Origin of the sequence: Streptomyces sp. 378, from assembly GCF_030124145.1 — a bacterium.
In the GTDB taxonomy this organism is placed as follows: Bacteria; Actinomycetota; Actinomycetes; order Streptomycetales; family Streptomycetaceae; genus Streptomyces.
The window spans coordinates 64,411-77,000 of the sequence record NZ_JASKMS010000030.1 but is presented as its reverse complement, the minus strand read 5'-3'; the positions used below and the strand labels follow the sequence as shown (position 1 = coordinate 77,000).

The 12,590-nt window shown below is 68.6% G+C and carries 12 protein-coding genes and 1 pseudogene; 9 read left to right on the top strand and 4 right to left on the bottom strand.

Translation table 11 applies throughout. The annotated features are described in order from the left end of the window. The first annotated feature begins 122 nt into the window (after window positions 1–122). The 9 genes and pseudogenes from QNO09_RS31420 to QNO09_RS31380 all read left to right on the top strand — a co-directional run bounded on the left by QNO09_RS31420 (window position 123) and on the right by QNO09_RS31380 (window position 7,357). Window positions 123–1,350: pseudogene (locus QNO09_RS31420) on the top strand (NAD(P)/FAD-dependent oxidoreductase). Between the two features lie 452 nt (window positions 1,351–1,802). After that, a complete protein-coding gene (locus tag QNO09_RS31415) occupies window positions 1,803–2,930 on the top strand; it encodes a PP2C family protein-serine/threonine phosphatase (protein WP_283973640.1) in 1,128 nt (375 codons plus the stop codon). A 58-nt stretch (window positions 2,931–2,988) separates the two neighbouring features. Next, window positions 2,989–3,468 (top strand): universal stress protein, encoded by a 480-nt coding sequence (locus QNO09_RS31410; protein ID WP_283973639.1) that lies wholly within the window; start codon window positions 2,989–2,991, stop codon window positions 3,466–3,468. A gap of 100 nt (window positions 3,469–3,568) precedes the next feature. Then, entirely contained in the window at window positions 3,569–4,120 is a 552-nt protein-coding gene (locus QNO09_RS39775; RefSeq protein WP_349637000.1) for a glycoside hydrolase family 15 protein, read from the top strand. Further along, window positions 4,117–4,599, top strand: a complete 483-nt coding sequence (locus QNO09_RS31400) for a hypothetical protein (protein WP_283973637.1) — start codon at window positions 4,117–4,119, stop codon at window positions 4,597–4,599. The genes QNO09_RS39775 and QNO09_RS31400 overlap by 4 nt, the downstream gene beginning before the upstream one ends. Before the next feature lie 133 nt (window positions 4,600–4,732). Next, window positions 4,733–5,230 (top strand): VOC family protein, encoded by a 498-nt coding sequence (locus QNO09_RS31395; RefSeq protein ID WP_349636999.1) that lies wholly within the window; start codon window positions 4,733–4,735, stop codon window positions 5,228–5,230. Between the two features lie 20 nt (window positions 5,231–5,250). Then, window positions 5,251–5,613 carry a DUF488 domain-containing protein gene (locus tag QNO09_RS31390; protein ID WP_283973635.1) on the top strand — a complete coding sequence of 121 codons (363 nt, stop codon included), beginning with the start codon at window positions 5,251–5,253 and terminating at the stop codon, window positions 5,611–5,613. Window positions 5,614–5,892: 279 nt separating this feature from the next. Beyond that, a complete protein-coding gene (gene folE / locus QNO09_RS31385; protein WP_283973634.1) occupies window positions 5,893–6,462 on the top strand; it encodes a GTP cyclohydrolase I in 570 nt (189 codons plus the stop codon). Beyond that, window positions 6,455–7,357: a RibD family protein gene (locus QNO09_RS31380; protein WP_283973633.1), complete on the top strand. Its 903-nt coding sequence runs from the start codon at window positions 6,455–6,457 to the stop codon at window positions 7,355–7,357. The genes folE and QNO09_RS31380 overlap by 8 nt, the downstream gene beginning before the upstream one ends. 406 nt (window positions 7,358–7,763) lie before the next feature. Here the strand turns inward: QNO09_RS31380 and QNO09_RS31375 are convergent, their stop codons facing one another. The 4 genes from QNO09_RS31375 to QNO09_RS31360 form a co-directional block, all read right to left on the bottom strand. After that, window positions 7,764–7,916 (bottom strand): hypothetical protein, encoded by a 153-nt coding sequence (locus tag QNO09_RS31375; protein WP_283973632.1) that lies wholly within the window; start codon window positions 7,914–7,916, stop codon window positions 7,764–7,766. A 240-nt stretch (window positions 7,917–8,156) separates the two neighbouring features. Further along, window positions 8,157–9,677 (bottom strand): potassium/proton antiporter, encoded by a 1,521-nt coding sequence (locus QNO09_RS31370; RefSeq protein WP_283973631.1) that lies wholly within the window; start codon window positions 9,675–9,677, stop codon window positions 8,157–8,159. Between the two features lie 574 nt (window positions 9,678–10,251). Further along, window positions 10,252–11,709, bottom strand: coding sequence for an NF041680 family putative transposase (locus QNO09_RS31365; protein WP_283973630.1), 1,458 nt, complete (start codon window positions 11,707–11,709; stop codon window positions 10,252–10,254). Window positions 11,710–11,942: 233 nt separating this feature from the next. Further along, window positions 11,943–12,533: an isochorismatase family protein gene (locus QNO09_RS31360; RefSeq protein WP_283973629.1), complete on the bottom strand. Its 591-nt coding sequence runs from the start codon at window positions 12,531–12,533 to the stop codon at window positions 11,943–11,945. Between the last annotated feature and the right edge of the window lie 57 nt (window positions 12,534–12,590).

Genomic DNA, 12,590 nt, shown 5'->3' with positions numbered 1-12,590 from the left:
GGACGATGACGGCCCGGCCGCATGCGACGCCGGAAGGGACCCGCTCACCGAGCGGACCGCCAACGGCCTGCGGGCAGAGTCACGGCAGCAGAGGAGAGACCACGGCCGCGAACACGACATTCGTGATCGTCGGGGCCGGCCTTGCCGGCGCCAAGGCGGCACAGACCCTGAGAGAGGAGGGGCTTCGGCCCGATCTCGCTGCTCGGAGCGGAGAGCGAGCGCCCCTACGAACGGCCGCCGCTCTCCAAGGGCTACCTGCTGGGCAAGGACGAACGTGACACGGTCTACGTCCATCCCCGCGAGTGGTACGCCGAACACGACGTCGACCTCCGCCTGGGCGCCACCGTTACCGCGATCGACCCGGCCGCCCACGAGGTGACGCTCGCCGACGACAGCCGTATCGGCTACGCGAAGCTGCTCCTTACGACCGGTTCTTCACCTCGCCGGCTTCCGCTTCCCGGAGCCGACCTCGACGGGGTGCTCTACCTGCGCCGGCTCTCCGACAGCGACCGCATCAAGGAAGCCTTCGCGTCCGCAGCCCGTATCGCGGTGATCGGTGCCGGCTGGATCGGGCTGGAGACTGCTGCCGCCGCCCGGTCAGCCGGTCTCGAGGTCACGGTCCTGGAGACGGCGGAGCTCCCGCTGCTGCGCGTGCTGGGCCGCGAAGTTTCCCAGATCTTCGCCGACCTGCACACTGATCACGGGGTCGACCTGCGCTGCGGCGTCCAGGTCGCGGAGATCACCGGCGCAAGCGGCCGGGCGAACAGCGTGCTGCTGGCCGATGGCAGCCGCATCGACGCCGACGCGGTCATCGTCGGGGTCGGCATCACGCCCAACAGCCAGCTCGCCACAGCCGCCGGCCTGGACATCGGCAACGGCATCCGCGTCGACGCCCACCTGCGCACGTCCCACCCGGACATCTACGCCGCCGGGGACGTCGCGAGTGCCTTCCACCCCCTGCTCAGCAAGCACATCCGTGTCGAGCACTGGGCCAACGCACTCAACCAGCCCCAGGTCGCGGCCAAGGCGATGCTCGGCGAGGACGTGGCGTACGACCGCGTTCCGTACTTCTTCACCGACCAGTACGACCTGGGCATGGAGTACACCGGCTATGTCGAGCCCGGCGGCTACGACCAGGTCATCTTCCGCGGCCGGACCGACACCCGGGAATTCATCGCGTTCTGGCTCGCCGAGGGCCGGGTACTGGCCGGGATGAACGTCAACGTCTGGGACGTCACCGACCCGATCCGCGACCTCGTCACCTCCGGCCGAGCGATCGACGCGAACGAACTCGCCGATACACACGTTCCCCTGACATACCTTCTCGGACACCCCGACAGGGCCAGCTGATCGGCAGGGACTCGCCTTGATGCGGCTGATGGACCGTTGTACATCGACCCTCACGAAGTGGAAGGATTCCTCCGGCCAGAGGGGCCGGAGACCCTGCTCGCTGCGGATCGGCTTCTTGAGCGAGTAGCCGAGGTAGGTCAGCATCCGGCAATCGGTGTGATGGATGAGGATGATCTCGTTCGTTCCCAGCAACTGCTGGCTCACCGCCAGCGATCGCGAGACGCCTGCCTGGCGTAGCGCCACAGCTCGACCATCCTGGCAGCTACTGCATTGCCGAGGGGCTCATCAGCAGCGTCGATGCCTGGTCGTTCGTCCATCCGATAGCCGCCAAGCGTGCCGCACGCCGTGCACCAGTGCGCAGCAGCAGCGGTCCCGTGGTGCGGAGACAAGAAGCCCGTCGTTTTGCGGCGGAGTATGGACCGCGGGAGCCTGAAGGAGTGATTCGTCGGCGTGTGGCGGCCCGTGCGCCCGGCGCGCCTCTGAAGTCGGGCGCCGAGAGCGGTGTCGCGTCATCTCCCATCGGTGCGGTCAAGGCGCCGATGGCCTACGTGGTCGCAGCAACCGTACCGATTGTGCTGCTGGAGTTGATGATCGACGACCGCACGGTGCGGCTCGTCCCCCTGCTGATTTTGCTTCCCGCGTTCCCGGCGGTGGTCGGCTCGGTGCGGCAGACTGCCTGCGCGGTGGGCTGGGTGCTGATCGTCATCACCGCAGTTCTGGTCTACCGGCCGCTCCCGTCGTCGTACAACTTCGCGATCGTCATGGTGCTGGCCTTCGTGCTCGGTGTGCTGTGCGTCGTGACTTGCCAATGGCGGATCCGACGGGAGCGGGAGCTGCTGCGGGTCCGGTCCACGGCTGTCGCTCTGCAACGGCAGATGCTGCGGCCCCTGCCGATTCTCACCGACCGGGTGATCGTCGACGGTGTGTACCGGCCGGTGGAGGCGGACAGGCTGGTGGGCGGAGATGTCTACGAGGTGGTGGCTTCGCCGTACGGGACACGGCTGCTCTTCGGCGATGTCCAGGGCAAGGGCCTGCCAGCGATCGGAGCCGCCTTCGCCATGCTCGGCGCTTTCCGCGAGGCTGCCTCGCGCGAGCCGACCCTCACCGCCCTCGTGGATGACCTGGAACAGGCCGTGGTCCGGCACAACGCCTTTGCACAGCAGACCGGCGAACCCGAGCGATTCGTCACCGCTCTCATCCTGGGGATCGACTCCTCGACCGAAACGCAGGCCGTCAACTGCGGCCATCCTCCGCCCTACCTGCTGAAGGCCGGACCGGTCACCGCCGTGCAGCTCGGCGACCCGGGCGTACCACTTGGTCTTGCCGACCTCTCGCCCGCACCCAGGACGGTCGCATGGTTCCCCTTCCCGCCGGGCGCGACCCTCGTCAGCTGCAGCGACGGTGTCACCGAGGCCCGTGGCATCACCGGCGCCTTCTATCCCCTCGAAGAGCGCCTGGGTGCCTGGGCGGACATCTCCCCCTGGGAAGTCGCCGAGCACCTGACCGAAGACCTCGGCCGTCACACCGCTGGGGAACACCGGGACGACATCACCGCGCTCGTGGTCCGCAGGACTGACTGACCCGGCGTCCCCCGTAAGGGCAGCACACACCACACGCCACGGTTTGGAGGCATCTGCAATGACGAACAACACCCCTCCCGCACCGATCGTGGTCGGCACCGACGGCTCTTCCGCCTCCGGGCCGGCCGTGCGCTTCGCCCTTCAGGAGTCCCAACTACGCGGGAGCGGGCTCCGAGCCGTATGCGCGTACGACTTCACCACCAGGTACAGCGGTTTCGAGTGGCCTGCCGCTTCCGGTTTCGTCGATCTGGACACGCAGCTGCGCGACGCCACCGTGGAGGCGGTTACCAAGGCGCTGGAGGAGGCCCGGGAGCAGGTCGGCGGCGCGCCGGTGGAGGTAGAGATCAGCGTCGAGAAAGGCCGCCCCTCGCAGGTCCTGCTGGACGCGAGCCAAGACGCCTGCCTCCTGGTGGTCGGCAGCCGGGGGTCAGGCGCATGGGGGCGCCTGACCCTGGGCTCCACCAGCACCGAAGTCGTCCACCACGCCCATCTCCCGGTCGTCGTCGTGCCCGGCGGGCAACCGGGCAGGCCATCGTGAATGACTCCATTGCCGTCGCGCCGGCACGGGTGGACGGCTACGTGGAGCTGCGGGACTACGCGGTGATCGGGGACGGCCGCTGTGTCGCGCTCGTCGCTCAGTGCTGGATCACCCTCGACCGCGCCCTCGACCTGGCCAGGCGGCAGCTGATCCCGAACCGGCACGCCGCCCACTGGCGGCACGAACGACAGGCCATCGCCGACTTCGTCGACACTCGCTGCTTCAGCGAGCGGCTGAACAGCTACGTGCGCTCCGCCGCCGGCGACGACCTGGACGCAAGCCTCCTGCCGGCCTGCTGCACGGCTACCGCCCGCCTGACGACCCGCGCCTGCGCGGCACCGTATCCGCCGTCCAGCGGACCCTCCGAGAGGGCCCCTACGTCAACCGCTACCTGGGCACCGACGGTGTCCCCGGCGGTGAGGGTGCCTTCCTCGCCTGCTCCTTCTGGCTCGCCGAGGCCCTCGCGCGATGCGGCCGCATCGACGAAGCCGTGTCCCTCATGGACCAGCTGGTGGCCCTCGGAATCGATGTCGGCCTCTACAGCGAAGAAGCCGACCGCACCACCGGCGCCTTTCTCGGCAACCTGCCTCAGGGCCTGTCCCACCTCGCCCTGATCAGCGCCGCCTGCGCGATCGGGGAGGCCACACGATGAGCATCTGGGAGGCGATGGCGGGTGGCTTCGTCGGCACGCTGGTCCTGACCACCGGCCTGCGGGCGGCCAATACCTTCAATCTCACCCGCATCGATCTGCCGTTTCTGCTCGGCACCGCCTTCACCAGCGACCGGACCCGGGCCAAGGCCCTCGGCTACGGCGTGCACTTCGTCAACGGCCTGGTCTTCGCCCTGCTCTACTATGCGGTCTTCGCCGCCATCGGCTACAGCAGCTGGTGGCTGGGCACCGTCTTCGGCCTCGTCCACGGCCTGTTCGCCGCCACCGCCCTGGTCAACATCTTGCTGCCTCTCGTCCACCCACGCATGGGCACATCCCAGACCAGTGCCCCCGGCGTCGCGCTGCTCGAACCACCCGGCTTCCTCATGCTCAACTACGGACGCGGCACACCCACCGTGACCCTCGCCGCACACCTCGCCTACGGAACCATCGTGGGAGGTTTTCTCACCTGGCCGGGCTGACATCCCGGCCGGCAGCCGCTCAGGGCCTGCTACGTGATCCCGGCAGGTCCTGCGCGGGCCGGGTAGCGTGGAACCAGGACCAAGAACCCGCACAAAAAAGCCTGCCATCGCGGGAGAAGGCGGAAAGGTCCCCATGGCACATTCACATGACGCGGCTCCCAGCGGCCCGCATCCTGCGCCGCTTCCGGCGGATTCCGAACCGACCAGCAGCGGACCGGATGCACGCGGGCCGCGGCTTGCCTCGGTAGTGGTGTTCGTCCACGACCACGACGCATCGGCTGACTTCTACCGAGAGCTGCTGAACATGGAGGTCACGGTCCGCACGGCCACTGCCGCGCTGCTCGTGGGCCATAGCGGCTTCCAGGTGTACCTTCGCGCCGTGGGCCCGAAAGCCCAGCACCCGGTGGGCCACGCCGGCGCCCAGTACGTCATCTGGACAGCGGAGGGTGCCGACGACTTCCAGCGGTGCGAACGCGTGCTCAGAGCCCGGTCCAACCGTGTGGACACCCGGCACGGTGACGGCTTCACCCTCCTCGAGGGCCGGGATCCCAGCGGTCTGCCGGTGCTGGTGGCCTATCCGGGGCCGGACGAAGTGGCGCGACTTGAGATTATCTCTCGTTACTACGTGTGACACGGGAGGGAGGTCCTCCCATGGCTGGGCGCGGGACGGTACAGGTGCGCCGCGTCTACGAGGCTCCGGCGCAGACTGACGGCGTGAGAGTGCTGGTCGACCGGGTCTGGCCCCGAGGGATGACCAAGGACAAGGCCCACCTCGACGAGTTGTGCAAACAGGTCGCCCCCTCCACGGAACTACGCAAGTGGTACAGCCACGACCCCGACCATTTCGCGGAATTCAGCCGTCGCTACCGGACGGAGCTCAACGATCCCGAACACGTAGACGCTCTGGCGCACCTGCGCGACCTCGCCCAGGACCGGCCGTTGACGCTACTCACCGCAACCAAGCATCCCGAGATCAGCGAAGCCGAGGTACTCGCCGAGTTGCTGCGGAGCTGACAGCGGGAAGCACACACGGCCCCGGGATGCGCTCGTCGCCTCACGTCGCTGGCGCGGGGGCATCGCGCTCTCGGTCAGCGCCCATGCAGAAACCGGTCGATAATGGCTGTGACCGACTCTCATGAGATGTCGTCGCGTCTTGAGGCTGCTTATGAACGATCAGCTGCCGCAGATGAACGGTCCGCCGCCCGTCGCTGGGCTGGTCGGCGAGAGCCTCGTGCCCGTTACGGATGAGATCGAGTGGGCTGCCGTGTCTCCGCGGCAGATCACCCCCGAGGAGTGGCAGCGGTTCGAGGACCACCTCAAGGAGATCTTCGAGGCACTGGGCTTGGCCGTCGGGTCAGCGGCCACGGCCGACACACCTCGTCGCTTCCTGCGCGCCCTCTTCGACGCCACGACGAAAAGCTGGTCACCGCCTTCGAGACCGAATGCCACGGCGGGTCGGACTGCCGGATCAGCCAGATCGTCGAGGGGCCGATCCCGTTCTTCGCCCTCTGTGAGCACCACGCTCTGCCGTTCTTCGGTAAGGCGTACGTCGGGTACATCGCACACGAGCACATCCTCGGCCTGTCCAAACTGACCAGGCTGGTGCGGCTGTTCGCCCGCCGCTTCTCCGTGCAAGAGCGCATCGGCCGCCAACTCGCCGGATCGCTGCAGCAGATCCTGCTGCCACACGGCGTCGCAGTCCATTTGGAAGCGGTGCATCTGTGCACGCAGATGCGCGGCGTACGGGAGATCGAGTCCAGCACCCGTACCACCCACTGGCGTGGCACCTACGACGAGGATCCACAACTGCGGGGAGAATTCTTCACGTTGTGCGGCCAACGGGGCCTGGCCGGACATGGCTGAGCGCAGCACCGCACCCCCCGTCGCCGGAACACAGACCGGCTCGCTGGAGCCACTGGAGTTGCTGTACGAGGAGGCCGGACAGCCCAGCTTCGGTCTGCCTGCAACGCTCGCCACGGCGTACGGCGGCGACCTGGGCTTCACGACGCCGTGCGTGTACGCGAACTTCGTCGCCTCCCTTGACGGAGTGGTAGCCCTCGGTCCCGAATACCCCTCCTCCGGCTCGGCGATCAGCGGGCGTGAACCCGCGGACCGCTTCGTCATGGGACTGCTGCGCGCATGCGCCGACGCGGTACTCATCGGGGCCGGCACACTCCGAGCCACATCCCGCCACCTGTGGACCCCCGACCACGTCTGTCCGCAAGCTGCACCCGACTTCCGCGAGCTACGGCACAGCCTGAAACGCGCCACAAGACCGCAACTGGTTGTGGTCACCGCGAGTGGCGATGTGCCCACCGAGCACCCAGCGCTGCAGTCGGGCGCGCTTGTGGCCACCACCGCGGACGGCGCCCGCCGACTGGAGGTACGCCTGCCGCCAACCTGCGCGATACTGACCGCGGTCGAAGGATCCGCTCTCCGTATGGCCGACGTCCTCGCGGCTCTCCACGCCCAGGGACACACCGCGGTGCTCACCGAAGGCGGACCGCAGCTCATCGGCCACCTCCTCGGCGAGGGCCTGCTGGACGAGCTGTTCCTCACGACCTCCCCAGTGCTCGCCGGCCGGGCTGGCACATCCCGACCCGGGGTGATCTCCGGACTCGAACTGCTACCGAACCAGCCGACGTGGACGGACCTGATCAGCGCCCGCCGACGGGACTCATATCTCTTCTTGCGCTACCGACTTCCTACCTCAGGCGGCGGCCCAGCCTCACGGTTAACCCGTGGTTCCTCGACGTAGACGCTGTCAGGGGAGCGCACATGTATGCCGTCGGCCGGAGGTCGCACGTCACCTGCCGCTGTCAAACGGGGGAAGAGGAACTCCTCGAGAGCGTCCATGGCAAAGAGAAGCGCCATCATCAGGGCGGGCACAAGCAGAACGAGCAGTATCACAGGACCTCCCGTGGGATGGTCGGCCTGTGGAGCCGATGGTGCCGCTTTTCAGGATGGGGCCGAATGGCGTAGTGCGCATGTCATGCGCGGTGGCGCACCGTGTGTTACAATGCTGCCAGCGCGAGAACCCCCGGGGCCCTGCCATAGCGTTCCAGGGCTTCGTGCGCACCGTGTGCTGCATGCAACGTCGGTGAGCGTGTTCGCGTTCATTGCCAGCGCTGTCGTCCGGCCTTGTGCTGTCCGCTGCTGTCGCTCTACCGCTCCACGGCCGCCACCGACTGCTCTGAACCTGTCACCGCGGTCACTGGCCCCTCTTCCACGGGACCGATGGCCTGGCCCAGCTGCGATATCCCTGCCGCCTGACAGCGGATCACATTGATCGCCTCGACCAGCTGGTCACGCAGCACTTGGCAGCCGCTCCCCGCGGCGGGAGTCCACGCCGGTCTCTCCGAACCGATCATCCTCACCCCCATCGGGCGCCCGGGACAGGGCCCGGCCTGAACGTCTTCCGCCAGTGCCAGGGCGGCGAGGGCCGTCGTCGCCGAGCTGACGGCCATCCCGCACAACGCGCGATCAACGCCCATGACAACGTCAGCGCCGAGGGCGTCACACCATTGGCCCAGCTCGTGGCACCTTGGAGGGGCCCTCTAGCCATGGCGGGCGGGGCCTGCCGGGCCGGGGTGGCCGTGCTCGCCGAGCCAGCGGGCGAGTTTGCCGCGCCGGCCGATCGCGCGCAGCCGCCGTTCGGCGGCCTCGCGTACCTGGGGGGTTGTGATCAGGAGCAGTTCGTCCCCGGTTCGCAGCATGGTGTCCTGGGTGGGGACGATGGTGGTGCCTTCCCGGACGATCAGTGTCAGGGCGGTGGGCGGGGGCAGGCGCAATTCGAAGACGGCCACCCCGGCCAGGCGGGAGCCTTGTGGGACGGTGACGGTGAGCAGGTCGGCGTCCAGGATGTCCAGTGGTGCGGTCTCCACCTCGATCTCGCGCAGCGCGCCGAGGCGGGTCAGGCCCAGCCATCGGGCGGCGGCAGGCAGGGCGGGGCCCTGGATGAGGGTGAAGAGGACCACCAGGACGAACACGATGTTGAGCAGGTCGCGCGCACCGGCGATGCCCGAGACGATGGGGTAGGTGGCGAGCACAATCGGGACGGCGCCGCGCAGCCCGGCCCAGGAGATGAACGCCTGTTCGCGCCAGGGGATGCGGAAGGGCAGCAAGCAGGCCAGCACGGAGATGGGCCGAGCGGCCAGCAGCAGGATCAGGCCGGCCGCGAGAGCCGGAAGAACGGCGGCGGGCAGTTCGCTGGGGGTGACCAGCAGACCCAGCATGACAAACAGGCCGATCTGGGCGAGCCAGCCCGCGCCTTCGGCGAAGGAGCGGGTGGCGGCGCGGTGCGGCAGCTGGGTGTTTCCCAGGACGAGTCCGGCAAGGTAGGCGGCGATGATGCCGCTGGCGCCCACTGCTCCGGCGGCGGCGAAGGCGATGATGCCGAAGCCGACGGTCGCCAGTGGATACAGCCCGGTGGCGGGCAGGGCGATGTGCCGCAGGGCGGCGGCGCCTACCCGGCCGGTCAGCAGGCCGATTGCGGCGCCGGCGGCCAGCTGGAAGAGCACGTTGCCGAGGATGTGCGCCGGGTCGGGCAGGTCGCCGGCGGTGGAGAAGACCAGCACCAGGATGATGGTGGGGGCGTCGTTGAAGCCGGACTCGGCCTCGACCAGGCCGGTGACCTTCTGCGGCAGCGGCAGCGTGCGCAGGACGGCGAAGACGGCGGCGGCGTCGGTGGAGGAGACGATCGCCCCCAAAAGCAGAGCCAGGTTCCAGTCCATGCCCAGCAGCCAGTGGGCTCCTGCGGCGGTGACCGCGACCGAGACGGCCACGCCCGCGGTGGCGAGCACTCCGGCGGGTGCTACCAGGCGCTTCACGTCCGCCCACTGGGTGGACAGGCCGCCTTCGATGAGGATGACGGCAAGGGCGGCGTTGCCCAGCGACTGGGCGAGCTGGGCATCGTCGAAGTCCAGACCGATGACGTCCTCACCGGCGATGACACCGACCGCGAGGAACAGCAGCAGACTGGGCAGCCCCAGCCGGTGAGCAGCGCGTGCGGCGGCGATGCTGGCCAGCAGCACCGTGCCGCCGACCAGCAACATGAGGTACAGCTCCTGCAACGTCATCCGCACGTCCTCGCGGTGACGGCGGCTGCCTGGTGGGCGCCGCGGCCGTGGCCGGGACGCTCGAGCACGAGCTGCTGTGCGCACGGGGGTCGGCAGGAGACCAGGGAAGTACCCGGCGGACCCGGCCAGGACCAGATCCGGCGCGGTGAGCGGAGCCCGTCCCAGGGCGAAGTTCGCCAGCGGCTCGGCCATCGCGACAACCGGCCACAGTACGGCACGGCCGTACCGATATGCGCCCGGTCGGCGAGGGTTGCCCCTGCCTGCGGCGCCGTCAGAACAGGGATTTCTGCATCCCGGCCAGGCTGCCAGACTGCCAGGCAGATCGACATCGCCGGCCTTCCGGTATGCGTCACCGCCAGGCATCGGGAAGGCCGACCCGCGCGGCTGTCGGCTGTCAAGGCCATCGGCTTCTCCTCTTCTGTGGTCGTTACGATCACACCAGGGGGAAGCAGCACAGCCACGCACGCCCGGCCGAGAACGCGCGATGACCGGTGCCGTCGGGCGGACCACCGAAGCGGTACCCGGCCTTTGTACCGGTGCAATTGCGATTTGCGGACACGCCCTAGCTTGATCTTTAACCTGTGCGGCGGGGGCGTGGGGTCGCTGACTTCTTCGTGCGTGGCTTCGAGGAGCCTGGTTTGCCGACCGTGTGCACGTCGTGGCGTGGGGTCGGTCGGGTGTTTTTGCTCCCGGCTGGCCGGCCTGGGCCAGGGCGGGACGTTTTCGGTGCTCCGGCTGGGCAGGCGGTCTTCGGGCGGAGGTGCCGAAAGTCGCGGCGGACTCGTGCGGGGGTGAGCCTGTCGGGCGGGGTCGGCTTCTCCCACGGCCGCCGGAGATCTGCCGCCAGTGGGCGGGCAAGCCGGAGCTGGGTGAAGGCGGCGAAGATCAGCCAGGTCCACCGGTCAGCTGCCTGAGGGGTGCGGATTTTCGGGCAGGTCCAGCCCAGTGTCTGCTTGAACAGCCGGAAGGTGTGCTCGATATCGAAGCGCCGCAGAAACGCCTGCCACAGACGGTCGACGTCGGCGGTGGTGGCGTCGGTGCCCGACCACCACAGCCAGACCGGCTTCGGTGTCGCACCGCTGGGCAGATGCTCGACCTGCAGACGGATCACGGTGCCCTCGATCACCGGCAGGGCACCCAGCTGGGAAGTCCAGGCAGAGCGGTGGGTCAGTCGCGGATGGAGGCGATCCCAGGCCCGTGCGGTGGCGGTCCCGTAGAGACGGGTTGCGGTCACCGTCTGCGCGTCGGGTGCGCCCCAGGTGGCAGGGTCACCGAAGACGAACTCGCCGCCATGGCGGGGCGGGCGCCCCCGGACACCGGGCTCGCGAGGTGGGACCGCGCGGCGCAGGACACGGTCCGAACGCATCCGGCCCAGCACCTGCACCGGCAGATCCTTCAGCAGGAAGGCCAGGCGAGGCACGTCGTATCCGGCATCCACCACGATCAGGATCTCCGGGTCGCCGTCCTTCCACTGCCCGGCTGAGATCAGCCGCTCGACCAGTTCCCGCATCTGCCCGGCCGTGACCGTGGCGGCGTCGTCTCCTGGTGCCAGACGCAGCGCGTCCAGCGGTGCGGTCCAGGAAGTGCGTCCGGTCTCCAGCGCGCAGATCACCGAGTACGGCCAACCGGGAACGGGAATGTGCTGGTCCTTGCCCCGCCCGTAGGTGTGACACAGGATCCGCTGCGGTGAGGTGTGCGCGTCGGGCCGCAGCCAGCAGGTCAAGTCGGCGGCCAGCACCAGCCGGCCGTCCGCTGCCCGCGGCAGCGGCACCGCCGCCAGGGCCCGCCGAAGCCGGGCCACCTCGACCCGGCCTGCGGACAGGGCGTCGTAGAGCCCGCCGTGCCCGCGCCGGTGCTCACCAACCAGCGACAGCTCCACCAGCGACCGGACCGGACCATCCGCACACAGCACCGCATCCGCGAGTTCGAACAACGCATCCGCACGCCTGGTCAGACAGGAGTAGAACTCACCCCGGAAGCGTGACAGTTCCGCAAACGGATCCTGCCGGACGGCGTGATGCAGCAGACTCATCCCCACGGCCTTCGTGCTGGGCGTTGTGTGTTCCTTGGTCGGATCACATGCTCAGCCGAAGGCCGCCTGCATGTACGGCAGTTACCATTCCGAGTGATCAAGTACGAGCAGTCGTTCGGACCCCGAGGTTAAAGATCAAGCTAGGTCGAACAGGGCCTCGTCGCGCCCCCTTGTACCTCGGGTGATCGAAGAGCGCATGACGTGATGGCGCCGGCCCGCGCCGGTGACGGGAATTACTGCGCGGGTACGTCTCCGGATACGGCGACGCCTGTCTGGCGGAAGTCCTCGACGGCCGCGGCAATGGTGTCGGGTGCGACCCCGACCGCGTAGTCCAGGCGAACCCGAGCCCGGAACCCCGCCGCGACGGCGTCCAGCGCGGTCGCGCGGACACAGTGGTCCGTGGCGATGCCCACCACGTCGACGTCCTCGACCCCGCGGGCACGCAGCCAGTCGGCCAGAGGGGTGCCCTGTTCATCGGCACCTTCGAAGCCGCTCTTGGATGCGCTGTGCGCGCCCTTGAAGAAGACGGCGTCGACCTTGCCACCGGCGACGGCGGGTACGAAATTGGGGTGGAATTCGCCGCCCTGGTCTCCGGCCACGCAGTGGACGGGGAAGCTGTCCTGGAAATCGGGGGTCTCGGAGAAGTGGCCTCCCGGATCGATGTGGTGGTCGCGGGTGGCAACGATGTACTGGTACTCACCACCCGCGCTCTGCTCGACCAGTTCGGCGATCTTGGTCGCGATCCGCGCACCGCCCGCGACGGGAATACTGCCTCCTTCACAGAAGTCGTTCTGCACATCCACGACGATCAAGCCTCGGCTCATCACGACCACCCTTCAGCACGACGGAACACCTCCGGGTTCTACCGGTCCTCGCACGCC

Coding starts and splice junctions, on each gene's coding strand:
- QNO09_RS31410 (WP_283973639.1), top strand. CDS start 2,989: ATGACGAACAACACCCCTCCCGCACCGATCGTGGTCGGCACCGACGGC.
- QNO09_RS31400 (WP_283973637.1), top strand. CDS start 4,117: ATGAGCATCTGGGAGGCGATGGCGGGTGGCTTCGTCGGCACGCTGGTC.
- QNO09_RS31395 (WP_349636999.1), top strand. CDS start 4,733: ATGGCACATTCACATGACGCGGCTCCCAGCGGCCCGCATCCTGCGCCG.
- QNO09_RS31390 (WP_283973635.1), top strand. CDS start 5,251: ATGGCTGGGCGCGGGACGGTACAGGTGCGCCGCGTCTACGAGGCTCCG.
- QNO09_RS31380 (WP_283973633.1), top strand. CDS start 6,455: ATGGCTGAGCGCAGCACCGCACCCCCCGTCGCCGGAACACAGACCGGC.
- QNO09_RS31370 (WP_283973631.1), bottom strand. CDS start 9,677: ATGACGTTGCAGGAGCTGTACCTCATGTTGCTGGTCGGCGGCACGGTG.
- QNO09_RS31365 (WP_283973630.1), bottom strand. CDS start 11,709: ATGAGTCTGCTGCATCACGCCGTCCGGCAGGATCCGTTTGCGGAACTG.
- QNO09_RS31360 (WP_283973629.1), bottom strand. CDS start 12,533: ATGAGCCGAGGCTTGATCGTCGTGGATGTGCAGAACGACTTCTGTGAA.